Below are 18,977 nucleotides of genomic sequence, written 5' to 3'. Positions count from 1 at the left end.
CAACGGAGATTAGCATGAAGCCGTCCGTCATTTTGTACAAAGCACTGCCTGATGATCTGCAAAAACGCCTTGAAGAACACTTCACCGTCACGCAGGTGAAGAACCTGAGCCCGGAAACCGTGGCACAGCACGCCGGGGCGTTCGCCAGCGCTGAAGGTCTGCTGGGTTCAAGCGAGAAAGTGGATGTCGCCCTGCTGGAGAAAATGCCGAAGCTTCGTGCGACGTCTACCGTTTCTGTGGGTTACGACAACTTCGACGTGGGTGCCCTTAACGCCCGCAAGATCCTACTGATGCATACGCCACATGCCCTGACGGAAACCGTGGCCGACACGCTGATGGCGCTAGTGCTCAGCACGGCCCGCCGCGTGGTAGAAGTGGCTGAGCGCGTCAAAGCGGGCGAATGGACCAAAAGCATTGGTCCGGACTGGTTCGGCGTGGACGTTCACGGCAAAACGCTGGGCATCGTGGGTATGGGGCGTATCGGGCTGGCGCTGGCACAGCGCGCGCATTTCGGTTTTAACATGCCGATTCTGTACAACGCACGCCGTCACCACGGTGAAGCTGAAGAACGTTTCAACGCGCGTTACTGCGAGCTTGATAGCCTGCTGCAGGAAGCCGATTTTGTCTGCCTGGTTCTGCCGCTGACGGACGAAACGCGTCACCTGATTGGCAAAGCCGAGTTTGAAAAGATGAAGACGTCGGCCATTTTCATCAATGCGGGTCGCGGCCCGGTAGTGGATGAGAAGGCGCTGATTGAGGCGCTGCAAAACGGCGAGATCCATGCAGCAGGTCTGGACGTGTTTGAACAAGAGCCGCTGTCAGTCGATTCCCCGCTGCTCAAACTGCCAAACGTCGTCGCCCTGCCCCACATCGGCTCTGCCACTCACGAGACGCGCTATAACATGGCGGCGACTGCGGTAGACAATCTGATTGCCGCGCTCGGCGGAAAAGTGGATAAGAACTGCGTTAACCCGCAGATCCAACAGTAGAAACGAAAAAACCCGCCAGAAGGCGGGTTTTTGAATTTTGTGCTACTGGGTTGGAAGCTTACAGGCTTACAACGTTACCAGCTGCTGGGCCTTTAGCGCCGCTTTCGATGGTGAAGGAAACTTTCTGACCTTCATCAAGAGATTTGTAGCCATCGTTCTGGATAGCAGAGAAGTGTACGAACACGTCTTTTGAGCCATCGTCAGGAGTGATGAAGCCGAAACCTTTATCAGCGTTGAACCATTTTACCAGACCAGTCATTTTAGCAGACATAGAAATTACCTTATTAACAAATATATTGTGCCTTCCGGCTTGATGGATTGCGTTACAGATTTTTAAGCGATGAAGGAAGGGTCACAACGAAGGGTATCTATGGATAACAATCTGGACTGCTTTACTAAACTGCTTTAGGTCTGTGTAACAAACCGACGGGGATAGTTATACCGATGTGGTAGAGGAATGACAAGCGTTATTTTCACTACCCCCAAAAAAAACCCCGCACGAAGCGGGGATTTTTATCTTACTCGGTGGCAGCGACTGCCGCACTCCACGCCTGGCTAAAGGCCTGGTGCTGGGAAGCCAGCGGCCCAATCAGCGTATTATATTGACTTGCCTGCTGTGAGGTTGGGAACTGGATACCGTTAGAGACAAAGCTCACCTGCGTCCCCTGTTGGGAGATAAAATCCCCCACCTGAACCAGCTGCTGCGTGAAGACCTGCGCGGCCGGGATCAACGGCTGCAAAGCGTCAGACGGCTTCGTCACCACTTTCTCATACACTTTGTCAAAGACAGGCTTGAGATCCTCGCCCTGTTTCAGCGCAGAACGTGACGCATCAGCCTGCATTTTCGCATTCTGTAACTGCTGGCTCAGCACGCCAAGCGCGCCGTTGGACTGGCGCAGCGGTTCACGTTGGGTCATATAATCCTGCGGTACACGGATCGCATTAACGCTATCCAGCACCGGACGAAGGCCGGAGTCCATCGCCTGGCTCACCTGCTGCGAATAACCATAAAGGATGGCGTAATCGGACACGAAAGGACCAAACTGTTTTTTCTGATCCGCAGTCAACGTTGGTAAACGCTCGCCGCTACGCATCACTGTATTCTGAAGAAAATCGATAAACGCTTTGCGCTGATCGCCTTCTTTATCGAAACACCCACTCAGGCTAACTACCATCAACAACGCCGCAAGAGGCGCAAACCAGCGAGAGCAGGACTTTCCTGTCGCCATTTTATTACTCCTTTCACCCAAAAAAGCGCACACCGGCACACGCGTGCCCAACGCTGACAAGGATAGTCCAGGTCAGCCCCGCAAGATACTCTTTTCATGCAAAACGGCTATTGCCGTTTTATTTCTTACCATTTACAAAAAAATACCTGTCGAAGCCGATATATGGCTAATCAGGTAATTAGCATAACTATCCATATAGCTGAAACGGATAAAGCTATCGTTACCGCACGATTAATCACATCCGCAACGATCCTTCGTTTGTATTAGGGACTATTCTTAATTGGCTCTCTGATGTTCTTGATCCCGATGTGTGATTTAAGAGGAGTCCTCAATGGAATATAAAGATCCTGAGTTTGAGCTGCTGAGCAGCCTGGAACAGATTATTTTTAAAGATGTACCGCAGACGGTTACCCTGCAACAAAAGTCCAATCCCTTTACAGAATTTGAGCAATTGCGCAAAGGGACAGGGCTGCAAACAGATGAATTCGCCAGAGCGATGGGTGTCAGCGTGGCGATGGTGCTGGAGTGGGAATCAAAACGTGAAAAGCCCACGCCAACCGAGTTAAAGCTGATGCGCCTGATTCAGGCGAACCCTGCACTCAGTAAACAGATAGCCTAATACAGTTTGACCGCCCCCGCCCTTGCGGGGGCTTGTGTTTTACAGGCTTACACAATTCCATCCCGCCTCATTCCACACCAGGTTATGCGTCAGCGTTAATCCCTTCAAAAACGTTTCATCATGCGACACCACCAGCAGCGCGCCAGGGAATTCCGCCAGTGCAGCCTCAATGGCCTGAACGGAGGCCAGATCCAAATGGTTAGTGGGCTCATCCAGGAGCAAAAGCTGCGTGGCCTCTTCACGCCATAAGACAATGGCCAGCGCGGCTTTGAGGCGTTCACCGCCGCTCAGTTCCGCCAGGGGGAGCGAGACCTTATCTGCGCCAAGCTGAAGCTGTGCCAGGCGAGTACGCAACGTGCCTTCTTCAAGCGGCGAGTTGCTGAGGTTGAGATGCGTCATCACCGACTGTGAAAGATCGAACTGCGACAGCTGTTGATCGAGATAGGCGGAGGTGACCGATACCGTGCAGGTTCCTGAAAGAGGTGCTTCCTCTCCAGACATCACTTTCAAGAGCGTCGATTTACCACAGCCATTCGGCCCACGGAGTGCGACACGCATTGGCCCGTCCATACGCCAGCTTATCGGCGGAATATCCACATGCGGCAGCGCCAGCGCCTCCAGCACCAGTACCTGTTTCCCCTCCGAGACGCGACTGCCCGGCAGGGTGAAGATGACCGGGTTATCGTCTTCTACCCGCTCGCGCGCGTTGCTTACTGCGGTATTTAACGCGTCATTCTGTTCGCTGTGCTGTTTTTTCCACGAGCCAATGCGCTCTTTTGCCGCCATTTTGTATTTCACCCGCTCAAAGGAGGCGATATTGAGGCTATCAACCGTACGCAACGTTTTTGCTGAACGTCGCTGGCTGTCGTCGTGCTCTTTATGCATCCGCGCGCGGATTCGTTTGCGCTCGGTGGCCGCGTGCTCCAGCGCGGCGCGGGCAGCCTGCTGTTCCGTATCGCGCTGAGTTTGATAATCAGCATAGTTTCCACCGAAGCTGCGCAGGCCAAAAGGGCTCAGCTCGAGAATGCGCGGCACCTGTGCCAGCAATTCACGATCGTGAGAAGCCACCAGCACGCCGCCCTGGTGGTGGAAAAGCTGGTCGTAAAACCATTCACGCCCTTGTCTGTCCAGATGGTTCGTGGGTTCATCCAGCAGAAGGTAATCCGCATCCGCAATCAATGCCCCGCAGAGCAGGGCGCGAATACGCTCACCGCCGCTGAGTTCCCTGGCCGGTTTATCGGGATCAAACGGCGGGAGGTGCGCGTTCATAAACGCTTCACTCAGGCGTTCCGCCAAATCCCAGTTACCGTCGAGCGTTTCCAGATCCTCTGGCTGATAGTCACCGCTGTCGATGCGCTTACGGGCGGCGAAAATCGCGTCATATCCGAGCAGTTCCGTAAGCGTGGTCTGCGAGGAAATATCATGCTGCTGCGCCACATAGACATGGGTACCGAAACGCTCAATATGGCCGTTTTCAGGTTCATCAATGCCTGCCAGTAGACGCAGCAGGCGTGTTTTACCGCTGCCGTTGCGGCCAACCAGCGCGCACGGCGACGCATCGAGTGTAAGATTTAGCGGACCGAAAAGGGTATCGCCCGTCGCAAACTGACAGGTGACCTGATGCAAAATAAAAGAAGGGGACTGCGCAAAATGAGCCATAAGCACTCCTGAATGAAATCAAAAACTTCCCCTGCCGACGCGGTAGCGTTTAGCAAGGACAGAAATTCATCAGTCGTGTTTGTTCATTTTTGGGGGGCGCTCCTGAGGGAGGACAATAACAGCGCTAAGGATAGCGGCAATGCACTAACCTTTTCAAGGTCAAATTATCGCCAATTCTCACCGAGACAAAAAACCCGCCGAAGCGGGTTAGACACTTAGATAAACGCGAACGCATCGCCAAACAGGCGATCTTCCCGCGCGTCGCGCTCATTACAGAACAGGTCGCGGGCAATTTTCGCCATTTCAAAACGGCCAGCAATGTAGATATCGTGCCCGGCGAGCGTGCCATGATCCTGCAGGACCGCCGTTAGCACCGTACCACTGCGCCCGCGCCAGCCCTCTTCCGGCTGCTCAACAACCGGCTCAACGCGCAGGTTCGGGTGATTCACGCTCAGCGCTTCCAGTTCGGACAGGTCGTACAGGTGTTTCTCTTCGCGGCCGCCCCAGTAGATGGTGATGTCGCGGTTCGGGTTACGTGCCAGCGCGGTCAACAGAATAGAGCGAACATACGAGAACCCCGTACCGCCAGCAATCAGGATAAGCGGACGGTCTTCATCTTCACGCAGCCAGGCTTCACCGTGCGGAATGTCTACCACGATTTCACGCTCTTTCAGGATGCGGTCCATGACAGCCATGGCGTAAAGGTTAAGCTCAGACGCACCAATATGAAGCTCAATAAATTCCTGCTCCGCTGGCGTAGACGCCATAGAGAAAGGACGTTTATCGCGCTCATCCATCACGACCATCAGGTACTGACCAGCGCGGAAAGAGAATGCCGATTCTGGCACTAAACGGACGCGATATACGGTGTCGGTAATGGCATCTACCGAGGTCACTTTACAGCTTAAGGTTGTCATTCGCTCTCTCTGTCGGGAAGTCTATAGGGCTTAACGGTCAGCTTAAGATTTACCGTTATTCATTATGGCCAGTTCGTCCCAGATCGCGTCTATTCGCGCGGTCACGGCAGGATCTTTTTTGATCGGGCGACCCCATTCACGGTCGGTTTCGCCAGGCCATTTATTCGTGGCATCCAGTCCCATTTTTGAGCCAAGACCGGAAACCGGCGAGGCAAAGTCCAGATAATCTATCGGCGTGTTTTCGACTAACACCGTATCACGCGCGGGGTCCATGCGTGTAGTAATCGCCCAAATAACATCGTTCCAGTCGCGGGCGTTGACGTCATCATCGCAGACGATAACAAACTTGGTATACATAAACTGGCGCAGGAAAGACCATACGCCCATCATCACGCGTTTAGCGTGACCGGCATACTGCTTCTTCATCGTCACTACCGCCAGACGATACGAGCACCCTTCCGGCGGCAGATAGAAATCAACAATTTCCGGGAACTGTTTTTGCAAAATCGGCACAAAGACTTCGTTCAGCGCCACGCCCAGCACCGCAGGCTCATCCGGTGGACGGCCGGTATAGGTCGAGTGGTAAATCGCATCTTCACGCTGGGTAATGTGCGTGACGGTAAACACCGGGAAGTTATCAATTTCATTGTAATAACCCGTATGGTCGCCGTAAGGCCCTTCCGGTGCAAGCTCACCCTGTTCGATGTAGCCTTCCAGCACGATTTCCGCACTGGCTGGCACTTCCAGGTCATTGGAGACACACTTTACGACTTCCGTTTTAGTGCCGCGCAGCAGCCCTGCAAAGGCATACTCGGACAGCGTATCCGGAACAGGCGTAACCGCGCCCAGAATCGTTGCCGGATCGGCCCCCAGGGCAACAGAAACCGGGAATCGTTCACCGGGATGTTCCGCGCACCACTCCTGGAAATCGAGCGCGCCGCCACGATGTGACAGCCAGCGCATAATAAGTTTATTTTTACCAATCAGCTGCTGGCGGTAGATACCGAGGTTTTGGCGCTCTTTGTGCGGCCCACGGGTGACGGTCAGACCCCAGGTAATCAGCGGCGCAGCATCTTCAGGCCAGCACTGCATAATCGGGATTTTTGTCAGATCAACCGCATCGCCTTCCAGCACTTTTTGCTGGCACGGCGCTCCGCGCAGGCGTTTGGTTGGCATGTTCAGTACCTGCTTGAACTGCGGCAGCTTGTCGAACAGATCGCGGAAACCTTTCGGCGGCTCCGGCTCTTTCAAAAACGCCAGCAGTTTACCCACTTCACGCAACGCCGTGACATCCTCTTGCCCCATGCCTAGCGCCACGCGGCGCGGCGTGCCGAACAGATTGCACAGCACCGGCATGTTGTAGCCTTTCGGATTTTCAAACAGCAGCGCAGGCCCACCGGCACGCAGGGTGCGGTCAGCAATTTCTGTCATTTCCAGATAAGGATCAACAGGAAGCGTAATCCGTTTAAGTTCGCCCTGCTTTTCCAGCAGCGTCAGGAAGTCGCGTAGATCGTGGTATTTCATGCAGTTAGTCATGGCCTCTCTGTAAGCGCTTCATTATACGGCGTAAGCCTACGTGATGCTGTAATTTTGTTAAATTAGCGTGAACTTCCGCGACTTACTCCACTTTCGCCCATTATAATCAACTTAGCGATCCGGCCAGGGTTTTGATATGCTTGCGCCCCGAACTAAGGGAAAGAGTGATTATGCAGGCCTGGTATTTACTGTATTGCAAACGCGGGCAACTTCAGCGCGCGCAGGAACATCTTGAACGTCAGTCGGTGAATTGCCTGACGCCCGTGATCACGCTTGAAAAAATGCAGCGCGGGAAACGCACGATGGTCAGCGAGCCTCTCTTCCCGAACTATCTGTTCGTCGAATTCGACCCGGAAGTGATCCACACCACGACAATCAGCGCCACGCGCGGTGTCAGTCACTTTGTCCGTTTTGGCACCAGCCCAGCGACGGTTCCCTCAACCGTCATTCATCAGCTTTCGATTTATCAACAACCCGAAGGGATTACCGACCCGGAAACCCCTTATGCGGGCGATAGCGTGGTGATTACAGAAGGTGCCTTTGAAGGCCTGCAGGCCATATTCTCTGAACCTGATGGCGAAGCGCGCTCTATGTTGCTGCTTAACCTGTTGAATAAACAGGTGCTACAGAGCGTGAAAAACACCGACTTCCGTAAGCTTTAAAACGCAATTCGAAACAGGCGGCGCACGTTGTCATCCGTCTGCGCGGCCAGCCAGTGCGGATCTTCTCCGCGCCAGTGCGCCACACTCTCAACGATGTGCCCCAGATACGCCGGTTCGTTACGCCGCGATGCCGGTTTGGGCTTCATGTCACGCGGCAGCAAATAAGGGGCATCGGTTTCCAGCAGCAGGCGTTCGGCCGGGATCGCTGGCAACAATTCACGCAGTTCCAGCCCGCGACGCTCATCGCAAACCCAACCGGTAATGCCCAGATAAAGTCCTCGATTCAGGCAATCCAGCGCGTCCTGACGCGATCCGGTAAAGCAGTGCAACACAGCACCAGGCAGTTTATCCAGCCACGGTTCCAGAAGGGTCAGAAAACGCTCATGCGCATCGCGGCAATGCATGAACACCGGCATTTCAAGCTCAGCGGCCAGCGCCAATTGTGCGGTGAATGCTTTTTCCTGGTCTTCCGGCGTGGAAAAATTGCGATTGAAATCAAGACCGCACTCGCCGATGGCGACCACCTGTGGCATTTTCGCCAGCGCGTGGAGCGTTTCAGCGCTGTGTTGCGTCCACTGGCTACTGTCATGAGGGTGGACGCCTGCGGTTGACCAGCAGCGTTCGTAGCGTTGCGCCAGCAACTGCGCCTGCTCACTTTCATGAAGGTTGGTTCCCGTCAGCAACAGCCCTTTCACCCCGGCGGCAAAAGCACGGGCGACGACCTCATCCCGGTCTTTCGCGAACTGCGAGCTGGTCAGGTTAAGCCCAATATCAAACATGCCCCTCTCCATATGACAACCGCCCTGACGGGCGGCTGGTGTTATTCTTCAGTGGTCTTTTCAGACCCGTCTTCTTCATCTTCCTGCGGACGTCGTTTGCCCACATAGAAGCGCGAGAAGAACACGCCGACCTCAAACAAACAATACATCGGTATCGCCAGTAAGGTTTGCGAGAAGACATCCGGTGGCGTCAGCAGCATGCCCACCACAAATGCGCCTACGAGGATATACGGACGCTTCTTGCGGAGATCGTCAGGCGTTGTCACGCCCATCCAGCACAGCAGGACAATCGCCACCGGTACTTCGAACGCCACACCAAACGCCATAAACAGCGCCATGACGAAGCTGAGATAGCTGGCGATGTCTGTCGACACCTGAACCCCTTCCGGCGCGGTATGCGTCAGGAAGCCAAAGGCCAGAGGGAAGACAACGAAATAGGCGAACGCCATGCCGATATAGAACAGCAGCGAGCTGGAGACCAGCAGAGGGATCACCAGTTTACGCTCGTGCTTGTACAGCGCCGGCGCGACGAAGGCCCAGACCTGGTACAAAATAACCGGCGCAGACGCAATCAAGGATACCCAGAAGGTCAGCTTGATCGGGGTGAAAAACGGTGAAGCCACGTCCGTGGCGATCATCGTCGCGCCCAGCGGCATCTGTTTAATCAGCGGTGCAGAGACCACCTGATAGATATCGTTGGCAAAATAGACCAGGCACAGGAATATAAGGAGAACCGCAATAATGCAGTTTAACAGGCGCTTGCGCAGCTCAATGAGGTGCGTAATGAGCGGTTGAGTATCATCTACTGCCATGTTTACGCTTTATCACTCGAGGAAGGGGATGATTCGGAAACGGACGCAGCAGGCTTTGCTTCAGCCGCTTTTAACACTGGCTCGACCGACTGCGCCTGTTTTTTCACTTCAGGTTCCTGCGGCGTCTGTTCTGGTGCGGCAGCCTGATGCTCCGCGCTGGACGGCGTTACGCCCTCACGCTGCTCTTCGCTGCCCTTCACCACCGGGTTATGGATGGTGTTAGCTTCATCACTCGCCTTTTCAGGATCGTTGATGCTGTATGAACGCTTCATAGATTCAGCCGCTTCGCGCAACTCATCCATTGATGCTTTCAGCTCGGGCGTCAGGTTTTCCATGCTCGCCTTCTCAACTTTTTTCAGGCTGTCCTGAAATTCCTGGAGCTTAAGCTCCTGCGCCAGCTCGTTTTGCACGGTGGTTGCCAGCGAGCGAAGCGCACGCACCCAACCCACCACGGTTTTGACCGCAACAGGAAGACGCTGCGGCCCCAGCACAATCAAACCAATCACAAAGACCAGCAGCAGCTCACTAAAACCAATGTCGAACACGAATTACACCTGCTCTTTATCGTGGCGTTTAGCGTCTTCCTTTTTGGCTTCATCTTGCTTATCAGCGATGGATTTAGCAGTAAAGTCAGCGTCCTGGCTGGTTTTATCCTGCTTACTTTCATCATCACCCATGGCCTTCTTAAAGCCTTTGATAGATGCACCAAGGTCGGAACCGATAGAACCGAGTTTCTTCGTACCAAACAGCAGTACGACGATGACGGCAATGATTAACAATTGCCAGATACTGATACCACCCATACGTAATCCTCAGTGATAGATGCTTAATGAGTCAGGTTGCATTATACGTATGCAACCTGGTGATAGCGACGCAAAATCAGCGCGTTTTTCTCCAGCCAGCGAGCCAGACAACAACGCCGCCAGCCATGAGCCAGGCGGGCATCATCTCCCAGTCAGGGCGATTGATGAGCAGCAGCGTACCGCTCAGCAGCAACGTCGCGCCAATGCCAAAGAGGTAGCGTGACTGTCCCTGGCGCACGCGGCTGGACTGAAGCTCGTGCGCGATTTTATCCATGCTGTGCTGAAGGTTCTTGCTCTGACGCAAACTGTCGTAAACCAGTTCAGGAATTTCAGGCATTTTTTCAATCCAGAACGGGCCTTTCTCCTTAAGGGAGCGAACCAGCGCTGGAATGCCAACCTGATCTTTGATCCAGGATTCAAGGAAAGGTTTCGCCGTTTTCCATAAGTCTAACTGAGGATAGAGCTGGCGACCTACGCCTTCAACGTAAAGTAATGTTTTCTGAAGTAAAACTAATTGTGGCTGCACTTCCATATTGAAGCGACGCGCGGTATTGAACAGGTTCAGCAAAACGTGACCGAAGGAGATCTCCGACAGCGGTTTTTCGAAAATCGGTTCGCATACCGTGCGGATCGCAAACTCAAACTCTTCGACATTGGTGTCTGGTGGAACCCAGCCAGAATCCACGTGCAGCTCGGCCACCTTGCGGTAGTCGCGGTTGAAGAACGCGATGAAGTTCTCTGCGAGATAGCGCTTATCTTCTTTGTTCAGCGAGCCAACAATGCCACAGTCGATCCCGATGTACTTCGGATCCTCCGGGTGTTCGTAGCTCACGAAGATGTTGCCCGGGTGCATGTCCGCATGGAAAAAGCTGTCGCGGAAGACCTGGGTAAAGAAGACCTGCACACCACGCTCGGCCAGCAGCTTCATGTTGGTGCCCTGCTTTTCCAGCGCAACAACATCCGAGACCGGAATACCGTATATACGCTCCATGACCATCATGTTCTGGCTGCAATAGTCAGAATAGACTTCAGGAACATACAGCATTGGGCTGTCTTCAAAGTTACGACGCAGCTGAATGGCGTTCGCCGATTCACGCAGCAGGTTAAGCTCGTCAATCAGCGTTTTTTCATACTCCCGCACCACTTCCATCGGGCGCAGTCGGCGGCCATCCGGTAACAGACGCGGTACCCAACGGGCCAACCTGTAGATCAGCTTCATATCGGCTTTGATGATCGGCAGGATATCCGGACGAATAACCTTGATAACCACTTCTTTGCCGTTTTCTTTCAGGCGAGCCGTATGTACCTGGGCAATGGAGGCCGATGCGAGCGGCTGAATGTCGAAATCATCAAACCAGGTTTCAACAGGGATGTTGCCCATCGCTTCTTCGATCTGCTTCTTCGCTCTCACCCCGTCGAACGGCGCAACGCGATCCTGCAGCATCGCCAGTTCATCGGCAATTTGCGGTGGGAAGAGATCGCGGCGGGTAGAAAGCATCTGCCCAAACTTGATCCATACCGGGCCCAGCTCCTGCAGCGCAAGACGCAAGCGTTCGCCTAAAACCTGATCTTTGTGGCGATTTGGCATCCAGAACAGCGTGCGCCGCCAGATACGAAGCGGCAGCGTGATACGCATTCTGGGGATAAGCTCGTCGAGCCCGTAGCTCAAAAAGGTGCGAACGATAAAATAGAGGCGCCGAATTTCACCAGGCGTCATTTGCCCTCCAGTTTTTCCAGGCGTTTGGTTAACGCATCAACCGCGCGTTCAACAGCAGCGGTCTCTTCTGCAAACCATGCCACTTCCAGCGGCCCGGGGGCCATGCGCCACTCTTCGGTGATGACCTCTGCGGCATAGCGCTGCTGCCGTTGCAGATTTTTGCGCAGGAACGCCGTACCGCCATGAATCGCTTTTCCGATCCCTTCGGCGGCGATGTCGCCGATAAAAGGCGCAAGCAGTTCTGCCGGGTCAAACTCAGCCAGATCGCTGAGCGCCACGAAGTTCTGCACGACCTGAATGTCGCCTTCAACTTCGAGTTCACCGCTGCGGATAAGCGCCGTCAGTTGCTGACGGTCACGCAGTTTTGGCAGCACGCTCATATGAGTGATGACCGAGCAATCCGCCTCGCCCTCCCATTCACCCAGAACGTCAAGCTGGCGCTCGCTGAAGACCAGCACAAGCGGCGTCGAGAACTCTTTTAAAACGATACGCAGTACCTTTCCGTTCAGCCGCTGACGTGCAGCCTTCAGCGCCGGAGCGCGATACAGAAAGGCATTCAGTACATTCTCAATGCCTGCGGTGACTAAGGGTTTAAAGGGCACGGGACACCTCCACTCAGAACTTGTAACCGCGGTGTAGCGCGACGACACCCGCCGTCATGTTGAAATACTCAACGTTTTCAAAGCCTGCGTCCTGCATCATCGCTTTCAGGGTATCCTGATCCGGGTGCATACGAATGGATTCGGCCAGGTAGCGATAGCTCTCTGCATCGTTCGCTACCAGCTCACCAATACGCGGCAGAACGTGGAAGGAGTAGGCGTCGTAGGCTTTGCTCAGCGGCTCAATAATGGGCTTGGAGAATTCAAGCACCAGCAGACGTCCACCCGGCTTCAGCACGCGGTACATGGAGCGCAGCGCTTTGTCTTTGTCGGTGACGTTACGCAGACCAAAAGAGATGGTGATGCAGTCAAAGGTGTTATCCGGGAACGGCAGCGCTTCGGCGTTTGCCTGCACATATTCCACGTTACCCACAACGCCGATGTTACGCAGCTTCTCGCGTCCCATTTTCAGCATTGAGTCGTTGATATCAGCCAGCACGACGCGACCGGTTTCACCCACCAGACGAGAGAATTTCGCCGTCAGATCGCCCGTTCCGCCAGCCAGATCGAGAACTGTTTGTCCACGACGCACACCGCTGCAGTCAATAGTAAAGCGCTTCCACAAGCGATGAATGCCGAAGGACATCAAGTCATTCATCACATCGTACTTCGCCGCCACGGAATGAAATACGTGGGCCACCATGTCAGCTTTCTGCGCTTTGGCAACAGTCTGAAAGCCAAAGTGCGTCGTGTCTTGTGAATCGTCAACCATCTCAGAGCCTGCTTATCAGTAAAATGTTCGTGAAGTGTAACAGATTGGGCGCGTTTGCCCTACGATTCAACCACCGCGAAAGAAACGCGTCGGCTGCTCTTCTGGCGATAAATTCGCCGCTAAATCGTTGTCTTCACTGTGTGTATTTTGTTCACCCGCGCCTTCACGCAGGCGGAACTCTTCGTCCTGCGACGTCGCCTGTTCAACCAATTCCGGATTAATCTCGCGTTTCACCTCCACCCCCAGGCTGCGAAACGCTTCGGCTTGCGCCAGCAGGTTGCCACGCCCGGAGGAGAGCTTTTTCATCGCCTGCCGGTAGTTATCCTGCGCACGATCCAGGCTTTGCCCGACCGAGGACATATCGTCCACAAACAGGCGCATTTTGTCGTAAAGTTTGCTGGCGCGATCGGCAATATGTTGCGCGTTACGGCTTTGATGCTCGTAACGCCACAGATTAGCAATGGTCCGCAAGGCCACCAGCAGCGTGGTAGGGCTGACCAGCATAATGTTATTTTTCAGCGCTTCGGTGATCAGTTCGGGCTGTCTGTCGAGCGCCAGCAGGAAGGCGGGCTCTACCGGGATAAACATCAGCACGTAGTCCAGCGAGCGCAGGCCCGGCAGCTGCTGATAATCCTTTCTGCCCAGCAGACGAATATGGTTACGCACGGAGGCGATGTGTTCCTGCAGCGCCGACTCGCGGGTGTAGTCATCTTCCGCGTTGAAATAGCGCTCGTAGGCCACCAGCGTCATTTTGGCGTCAATTACCACATCTTTACCCTGCGGCAGACGTACAATGACATCCGGCTGCATACGCGAGCGGGCATCGTTCTCAATGCTGACCTGGGTTTCGTATTCATACCCTTCGCGCAGGCCAGACGCTTCAAGCACGCGCGTCAGCACCACTTCCCCCCAGTTTCCTTGCGTTTTGTTATCGCCTTTGAGCGCGCGCGTCAGGTTCACCGCCTCCTGCGCCATCTGGGCATTCAGCTGCTGGAGATTACGGATTTCATGCGCCAGGGTGTGCCGCTCGCGCGCCTCCTGACCAAAGCTGTCCTGTACCTGACGGCGAAACCCGTCCAGCTGTTCACGCAGTGGCGTCAGCAGGCTATTCAGGCTCTGTCGGTTCTGTTCGTCAACGCGGCGGTTGCTGTGCTCAAAAATTCGGTTGGCGAGGTTCTCAAACTGTTCGCTGAGGCGCTGCTCGCTGTTGATCATCTGGCGGATTTTGTCTTCCGCATGCAGTTGGGTGGATTCAAGACGGGTGGTCACTTCGCGGAGATCGGCCTCCAGCGAAGTGTTGATGTCGCGCAGGTTACGCAGTTCATTATTAAGCAGCTCGCACTCGTCACGCCAGTGCGAGCCTTGAGCAAGCTGTTGTTTTGCCGCGCTGAGATCGGCGACGATCTCCTCGCGCTCTGCCAGCTGCTCGGCTTTCTGCTGCGCATGCTGGTAGCTGGAAATCAGCCAGCCTACCGCCACGCTCACCAGCGCAACCACCGCATAAATCAGGATTGAGATATCCACAATGCCCCCTGCATCAACGTATTACCCGCACAAAATAGAATTGTGCTGTATAAACGTCCAGTTTGAAAGGGTTTTCCTGCGAGGCGCTACGCAAAAAATAAAGGCCGAACATGTCGGCCTTGTGTCTCTGAAGAGAGGATTAGATGAGCCGACGAGCCGCTTCCACCACGATTTTCACCGCATGACTTTCGGTCTGCTTCATGGTTTCGGCGTTCGGGATCTCCTGCTGGGTACGGTTGACGATCACGCCCGCCACCATACCGGCACGCAGACCCTGGCTTGCGCACATGGTCAGCAGCGTTGCAGACTCCATTTCGTAGTTCATCACGCCCATGGACTGCCACTCTTCCATAGAGCCTTTGAAACGGCTCACCACGCGGCCTGAGAAGGTGTCGTAACGCTCCTGGCCCGGATAGAAGGTATCGGAAGAGGCGGTGACGCCCACGTGAGTGGTCGCGCCCACGGATTTCGCGGCTTCAACCAGCGCGGTGGTGCATTCGAAATCAGCCACTGCCGGGAATTCCATCGGTGCAAAGTGCAGGCTTGCACCGTCCAGACGGACGGAGGCGGTCGTGACCAGCACGTCGCCCACGTTGATGTGCGGCTGAATAGCGCCAGTGGTGCCGATACGCAGGAAAGTACGAATGCCCAGCTGCGCCAGCTCTTCCACCGCAATAGACGTAGACGGGCCACCGATACCGGTAGAGCACACGATCACCGCTTTGCCATCCAGCTCTGCGCGCCAGGTGGTGAATTCACGATGGGCTGCCAGCTTAACCGGCTTATCCATCAGCGCGGCGATCTTTTCCACACGCTCAGGATCGCCAGGGACGATAGCGAGCGTAGCCCCTTGTAAATCGTTTTTTGTGAGGCCGAGATGAAAAACATCAGACTTAGACATAGGGTGACTCCTCTGTGGGTCGGTTAGTCAGAAGAAGTAAAACGGTACTTTACAGAAGCAGTAAGCATATTTTCGTGACACACCTCACCATGAATGAAAATGGTTGCAGTTAATTTCCATTAAATAGTGACTTACATCACATTAACAAGTTATATCGACAGGTGCTGCACAAAAGATAGACCGTATAAGGCACTGTGGGTTGTTAACCTGGTGACTATATTTACCTTTGCGCTAACTCATTGGTACGGAGAATGCCATGACTGAAAAAACCGGTTTTGCACCTGCTGCGGCTCCGCATGCTTCAACCATCGTCTCAACCTCAGAAGAAGCCATTACTGCGGGCGAGACCTCCATCCCCTCGCAGGGGGAGAATATGCCTGCTTATCACGCGCGGCCAAAATCGGCAGACGGCCCGCTGCCGATCGTGATTGTGGTTCAGGAAATTTTTGGCGTTCACGAGCATATTCGCGACCTCTGCCGCCGCCTGGCGCAGGAAGGGTACCTGGCCATTGCGCCAGAGCTCTATTTCCGTCAGGGCGATCCGAACGATTACAGCGATATCCCTACATTGTTCAACAATCTGGTGAGCAAAGTTCCGGATGCCCAGGTGCTGGCTGACCTTGATCACGTTGCCAGCTGGGCCGCGCGCAACGGGGGCGATGCACATCGTCTGCTGGTGACCGGCTTCTGCTGGGGCGGACGCATTAGCTGGCTGTATGCCGCGCATAACCCGCAGTTGAAAGCGGCCGTCGCCTGGTATGGCAAACTGGTGGGCGAAAAAACGCTGAACTCACCGAAACAGCCTGTTGATATCGCAACGGATTTGAATGCACCGGTGCTAGGGCTTTATGGTGGTCAGGATACAGGCATTCCGCTTGATACCGTCGAGACCATGCGTCATGCGCTACGCGCGGCGAACGCGAAGGCGGAGATTGTGGTATACCCGGATGCCGGACACGCGTTTAATGCCGATTATCGCCCGAGCTATCACGCAGAATCAGCCAAAGATGGCTGGCAGCGGATGCTGGCGTGGTTTAGCCAGTACGGCGGGAAAAAAGCATAAAAGCAAAAAAGCCCGGTGGCGGCAACGCCTTACCGGGCCTACGCTGCATCAAGCCTGACGCAAGTTCTGCGCCGCCTTCACCATGTTCGCCAGCGCCGCGCGCGTCTCCGGCCAGCCGCGGGTTTTCAGTCCGCAGTCCGGGTTCACCCACAGACGTTCCGCCGGGATCCGCTGGGCGGCTTTTTTCAGCAGGGCTTCGATCCACTCCACGCTCGGCACGTTCGGGGAGTGAATGTCGTACACGCCCGGCCCGATTTCGTTCGGGTAGTCGAACTCTTCAAACGACTCCAGCAGCTCCATGTCTGAACGCGAGGTCTCGATGGTGATCACGTCGGCGTCCAGCGCGGCAATCGAATCCATGATGTCGTTAAATTCGCAGTAGCACATGTGGGTGTGGATCTGGGTGTCGTCCTTCGCCACCGCGGCGTTGATGCGGAACGCTTCCACGCCCCACTGCAGGTAAGCATCCCAGTCGCTGCGACGCAGCGGCAGACCTTCACGCAGCGCCGGTTCGTCAATCTGGATGATGCCAATGCCTGCGGCTTCCAAATCTGCCACTTCATCACGCAGCGCCAGCGCAATTTGCTTCGCGATGGTCTCACGGGTCACGTCTTCGCGCGGGAAGGACCAGCAGAGAATGGTTACCGGACCGGTGAGCATCCCTTTCACCGGCTTATCGGTCAGGGATTGGGCATACTTCGCCCACTCCACGGTGATCGCTTCCGGGCGGCTAACGTCGCCGATGACCACTGGCGGCTTCACGCAGCGGGAGCCATAGCTCTGCACCCAGCCGTTCTGGGTAAAGACAAAACCGTCCAGGTGCTCACCGAAGTATTCGACCATGTCGTTACGCTCGGCCTCACCGTGCACCAGCACGTCCAGACCTAAACGCTCCTGCTCGATAATTGCCTGCTTAATGTGCTCAGCGATACCGGTACGGTAGTTGTTCGCATCCAGGTTGCCCTTCCTGAAGTCCAGACGCAGGCCGCGGATTTCTGTGGTTTGCGGGAAAGAACCAATTGTGGTGGTCGGCCACGCGGGCAGGTTGAAACGGGCACGCTGCGCTTCGGCGCGTACTTCATACGGGTTCTGGCGCTGGCTGTCCTGTGCGGTGATGGCCGCCAGGCGTTTTTCCACCTCCGGGTTGTGCACACGGGCCGAGTGACGACGCGCCTGGATCGGTGCGCTCCATTCGGTAATCGCCGCCGTCTCGCCGTTGTTCAGCGCGTCGCGCAGCAGCGTCAGCTCTTCGCATTTTTGCAGGGCAAAGGCAAACCAGCTTTTCACTTCAGGGTCGAGACGGGTCTCCACGCTGAGATCGATTGGGCTGTGCAGCAGCGAGCAAGAGGATGCCACCCACAGCTCACGTTTGCCGACAATGTCTTTGATTTGTGCATATTTCTCGGTCAGATCGGCACGCCAGACGTTGCGACCGTTAACCAACCCGGCAGAAAGCAGCCAGTCCGCTGGCAGGCGCTTGTGCAGCTCCGCGACATCGTCTTTACCGTGAACGAGGTCAACGTGCAGGCCCTGAACCGGCAGCGCGGTAATGGTCTTCAGGTTTGGCGTCACGCCTTCGAAATAGGTAGTGAGCAGCAGCTTCACTTGCCCGGTGAGCGCGTCATACGCCGGTTTGAAGGCATCAAGCCACGCCTGCGGCAGCTCGAGCACCAGCGCGGGTTCGTCGATTTGCACCCACTGAATGCCGCGCTTGCCCAGCTCAATCAGCACCTGTTTGTAGACCGGCAGAATATCGTTCAGCAGGCTGAGGCGGTCAAACTGTTCGCCTTTTACTTTACCCAGCCACAGGTAGGTGACTGGCCCCAGCAATACGGGCTTCACCTGATGACCCAGCGCCAGCGCTTCGTCCACTTCATCCAGCAGCTGCGTCCAGGTCAGCCTGAACTGCTGACCTTTCACGAACTCCGGCACCATATAGTGATAGTTGGTGTTGAACCACTTGGTCATTTCCGCCGCTGCCGCTGGCTCCCCCGTTGGTGCACGGCCACGGCCGATGCGGAACAGAGTATCGATATCTACCGATCCATCTTTGTTCTGATGACGAGCCGGCACGTTGCCAAGCAGCAGGCTGGTCGTCAGAACATGGTCGTACCAGGCGAAATCGCCCACCGGCAGCAGGTCAATGCCCGCCTGTTTTTGCTGCTCCCAGTGACGGGCGCGCAGCTCGCGTCCCACCGTCAGCAGTTCTTCACGGGTGGTGCTACCCGCCCAGTAGTTTTCTTGCGCTTTTTTCAGTTCGCGGCGCAGGCCAACGCGAGGAAAACCGAGAGTGTGATTGCGGATTGTCATGTTATGCCCCTTGTGAAATTTGTTATTTAGACGTCCAGATGTTTACACATCTATAATTGGCAGGTACTGTATATTCCTCAAGCGCA

At 55.1% G+C, this 18,977-nt stretch carries 19 protein-coding genes; 4 read left to right on the top strand and 15 right to left on the bottom strand.

Annotation, left to right across the window (positions count from 1 at the left end; all coding sequences use genetic code 11):
• Positions 1–14 precede the first annotated feature (14 nt).
• Positions 15–989 (top strand): glyoxylate/hydroxypyruvate reductase GhrB, encoded by a 975-nt coding sequence (gene ghrB / locus EXW94_RS14435; RefSeq protein ID WP_174340377.1) that lies wholly within the window; start codon positions 15–17, stop codon positions 987–989.
• Between the two features lie 58 nt (positions 990–1,047).
• Here ghrB and cspA read toward each other — a convergent pair whose 3' ends face one another.
• Both cspA and EXW94_RS14425 read right to left on the bottom strand, forming a co-directional pair.
• Positions 1,048–1,260 (bottom strand): RNA chaperone/antiterminator CspA, encoded by a 213-nt coding sequence (gene cspA / locus EXW94_RS14430; protein WP_003860775.1) that lies wholly within the window; start codon positions 1,258–1,260, stop codon positions 1,048–1,050.
• A gap of 247 nt (positions 1,261–1,507) precedes the next feature.
• Positions 1,508–2,218, bottom strand: coding sequence for a DUF3053 domain-containing protein (locus EXW94_RS14425; protein ID WP_042715665.1), 711 nt, complete (start codon positions 2,216–2,218; stop codon positions 1,508–1,510).
• Between the two features lie 331 nt (positions 2,219–2,549).
• On the opposite strand from EXW94_RS14425, the gene EXW94_RS14420 reads away from it, so the two are divergent.
• Entirely contained in the window at positions 2,550–2,837 is a 288-nt protein-coding gene (locus EXW94_RS14420; protein ID WP_010426260.1) for an HTH-type transcriptional regulator, read from the top strand.
• 39 nt (positions 2,838–2,876) lie between these two features.
• Here EXW94_RS14420 and EXW94_RS14415 read toward each other — a convergent pair whose 3' ends face one another.
• The 3 genes from EXW94_RS14415 to ubiD all read right to left on the bottom strand — a co-directional run bounded on the left by EXW94_RS14415 (position 2,877) and on the right by ubiD (position 6,949).
• Positions 2,877–4,496, bottom strand: a complete 1,620-nt coding sequence (locus tag EXW94_RS14415) for an ABC-F family ATP-binding cassette domain-containing protein (RefSeq protein ID WP_174340376.1) — start codon at positions 4,494–4,496, stop codon at positions 2,877–2,879.
• 215 nt (positions 4,497–4,711) lie between these two features.
• Positions 4,712–5,413 (bottom strand): NAD(P)H-flavin reductase, encoded by a 702-nt coding sequence (fre, locus tag EXW94_RS14410; RefSeq protein ID WP_010426263.1) that lies wholly within the window; start codon positions 5,411–5,413, stop codon positions 4,712–4,714.
• Between the two features lie 42 nt (positions 5,414–5,455).
• On the bottom strand, positions 5,456–6,949 hold the full coding sequence (gene ubiD / locus EXW94_RS14405; RefSeq protein ID WP_174340375.1) for a 4-hydroxy-3-polyprenylbenzoate decarboxylase: 1,494 nt from the start codon (positions 6,947–6,949) through the stop codon (positions 5,456–5,458).
• A gap of 170 nt (positions 6,950–7,119) precedes the next feature.
• On the opposite strand from ubiD, the gene rfaH reads away from it, so the two are divergent.
• The gene (gene rfaH / locus EXW94_RS14400) at positions 7,120–7,611 is read left to right on the top strand and encodes a transcription/translation regulatory transformer protein RfaH (RefSeq protein ID WP_010426265.1); all 492 of its coding nucleotides are present in this window, start codon (positions 7,120–7,122) and stop codon (positions 7,609–7,611) included.
• On the opposite strand, the gene tatD is transcribed toward rfaH, so the two are convergent.
• From tatD to udp, 9 genes are all read right to left on the bottom strand, one after another.
• Complete coding sequence (tatD, locus tag EXW94_RS14395; RefSeq protein ID WP_108417331.1) at positions 7,608–8,390, bottom strand: 3'-5' ssDNA/RNA exonuclease TatD; 783 nt, start codon at positions 8,388–8,390, stop codon at positions 7,608–7,610. The two genes, rfaH and tatD, sit on opposite strands and share 4 nt — an antisense overlap.
• A gap of 41 nt (positions 8,391–8,431) precedes the next feature.
• The gene (gene tatC / locus EXW94_RS14390; RefSeq protein WP_126546334.1) at positions 8,432–9,202 is read right to left on the bottom strand and encodes a Sec-independent protein translocase subunit TatC; all 771 of its coding nucleotides are present in this window, start codon (positions 9,200–9,202) and stop codon (positions 8,432–8,434) included.
• Between the two features lie 2 nt (positions 9,203–9,204).
• Positions 9,205–9,747: a Sec-independent protein translocase protein TatB gene (gene tatB, locus EXW94_RS14385; RefSeq protein WP_042715671.1), complete on the bottom strand. Its 543-nt coding sequence runs from the start codon at positions 9,745–9,747 to the stop codon at positions 9,205–9,207.
• 3 nt (positions 9,748–9,750) lie between these two features.
• Positions 9,751–10,005: a Sec-independent protein translocase subunit TatA gene (tatA, locus tag EXW94_RS14380; RefSeq protein ID WP_010426269.1), complete on the bottom strand. Its 255-nt coding sequence runs from the start codon at positions 10,003–10,005 to the stop codon at positions 9,751–9,753.
• Between the two features lie 76 nt (positions 10,006–10,081).
• Complete coding sequence (ubiB, locus tag EXW94_RS14375; RefSeq protein WP_089598243.1) at positions 10,082–11,722, bottom strand: ubiquinone biosynthesis regulatory protein kinase UbiB; 1,641 nt, start codon at positions 11,720–11,722, stop codon at positions 10,082–10,084.
• Positions 11,719–12,324, bottom strand: a complete 606-nt coding sequence (gene ubiJ / locus EXW94_RS14370; RefSeq protein ID WP_042715673.1) for a ubiquinone biosynthesis protein UbiJ — start codon at positions 12,322–12,324, stop codon at positions 11,719–11,721. The genes ubiB and ubiJ overlap by 4 nt, the downstream gene beginning before the upstream one ends.
• Before the next feature lie 13 nt (positions 12,325–12,337).
• Complete coding sequence (gene ubiE, locus EXW94_RS14365; protein ID WP_010426273.1) at positions 12,338–13,093, bottom strand: bifunctional demethylmenaquinone methyltransferase/2-methoxy-6-polyprenyl-1,4-benzoquinol methylase UbiE; 756 nt, start codon at positions 13,091–13,093, stop codon at positions 12,338–12,340.
• A gap of 66 nt (positions 13,094–13,159) precedes the next feature.
• On the bottom strand, positions 13,160–14,617 hold the full coding sequence (gene rmuC / locus EXW94_RS14360) for a DNA recombination protein RmuC (RefSeq protein WP_174340374.1): 1,458 nt from the start codon (positions 14,615–14,617) through the stop codon (positions 13,160–13,162).
• Between the two features lie 139 nt (positions 14,618–14,756).
• A complete protein-coding gene (udp, locus tag EXW94_RS14355) occupies positions 14,757–15,518 on the bottom strand; it encodes a uridine phosphorylase (protein ID WP_003860792.1) in 762 nt (253 codons plus the stop codon).
• Positions 15,519–15,774: 256 nt separating this feature from the next.
• On the opposite strand from udp, the gene EXW94_RS14350 reads away from it, so the two are divergent.
• Positions 15,775–16,581 (top strand): dienelactone hydrolase family protein, encoded by an 807-nt coding sequence (locus EXW94_RS14350; protein ID WP_120158925.1) that lies wholly within the window; start codon positions 15,775–15,777, stop codon positions 16,579–16,581.
• Between the two features lie 48 nt (positions 16,582–16,629).
• Here the strand turns inward: EXW94_RS14350 and metE are convergent, their stop codons facing one another.
• Positions 16,630–18,891: a 5-methyltetrahydropteroyltriglutamate--homocysteine S-methyltransferase gene (gene metE, locus EXW94_RS14345; protein ID WP_174340373.1), complete on the bottom strand. Its 2,262-nt coding sequence runs from the start codon at positions 18,889–18,891 to the stop codon at positions 16,630–16,632.
• Positions 18,892–18,977: the final 86 nt, after the last annotated feature.

Origin of the sequence: Enterobacter sp. JMULE2, from assembly GCF_013337145.1 — a bacterium.
Taxonomy (GTDB): domain Bacteria; phylum Pseudomonadota; class Gammaproteobacteria; order Enterobacterales; family Enterobacteriaceae; genus Enterobacter; species Enterobacter mori.
Note: the sequence above shows the minus strand (reverse complement) of the source record. Positions and strands in the feature narration are given on the sequence as shown.

Bases quoted from the DNA above. Each gene is read 5' to 3' on its own strand.
- cspA (WP_003860775.1), bottom strand. From the start codon at position 1,260: ATGTCTGCTAAAATGACTGGTCTGGTAAAATGGTTCAACGCTGATAAA.
- tatD (WP_108417331.1), bottom strand. From the start codon at position 8,390: ATGTTTGATATTGGGCTTAACCTGACCAGCTCGCAGTTCGCGAAAGAC.
- tatA (WP_010426269.1), bottom strand. From the start codon at position 10,005: ATGGGTGGTATCAGTATCTGGCAATTGTTAATCATTGCCGTCATCGTC.
- ubiB (WP_089598243.1), bottom strand. From the start codon at position 11,722: ATGACGCCTGGTGAAATTCGGCGCCTCTATTTTATCGTTCGCACCTTT.
- tatC (WP_126546334.1), bottom strand. From the start codon at position 9,202: ATGGCAGTAGATGATACTCAACCGCTCATTACGCACCTCATTGAGCTG.
- EXW94_RS14425 (WP_042715665.1), bottom strand. From the start codon at position 2,218: ATGGCGACAGGAAAGTCCTGCTCTCGCTGGTTTGCGCCTCTTGCGGCG.
- udp (WP_003860792.1), bottom strand. From the start codon at position 15,518: ATGTCTAAGTCTGATGTTTTTCATCTCGGCCTCACAAAAAACGATTTA.
- ubiD (WP_174340375.1), bottom strand. From the start codon at position 6,949: ATGACTAACTGCATGAAATACCACGATCTACGCGACTTCCTGACGCTG.
- EXW94_RS14350 (WP_120158925.1), top strand. From the start codon at position 15,775: ATGACTGAAAAAACCGGTTTTGCACCTGCTGCGGCTCCGCATGCTTCA.
- EXW94_RS14415 (WP_174340376.1), bottom strand. From the start codon at position 4,496: ATGGCTCATTTTGCGCAGTCCCCTTCTTTTATTTTGCATCAGGTCACC.
- metE (WP_174340373.1), bottom strand. From the start codon at position 18,891: ATGACAATCCGCAATCACACTCTCGGTTTTCCTCGCGTTGGCCTGCGC.
- rfaH (WP_010426265.1), top strand. From the start codon at position 7,120: ATGCAGGCCTGGTATTTACTGTATTGCAAACGCGGGCAACTTCAGCGC.
- ubiE (WP_010426273.1), bottom strand. From the start codon at position 13,093: ATGGTTGACGATTCACAAGACACGACGCACTTTGGCTTTCAGACTGTT.
- ghrB (WP_174340377.1), top strand. From the start codon at position 15: ATGAAGCCGTCCGTCATTTTGTACAAAGCACTGCCTGATGATCTGCAA.
- fre (WP_010426263.1), bottom strand. From the start codon at position 5,413: ATGACAACCTTAAGCTGTAAAGTGACCTCGGTAGATGCCATTACCGAC.
- EXW94_RS14420 (WP_010426260.1), top strand. From the start codon at position 2,550: ATGGAATATAAAGATCCTGAGTTTGAGCTGCTGAGCAGCCTGGAACAG.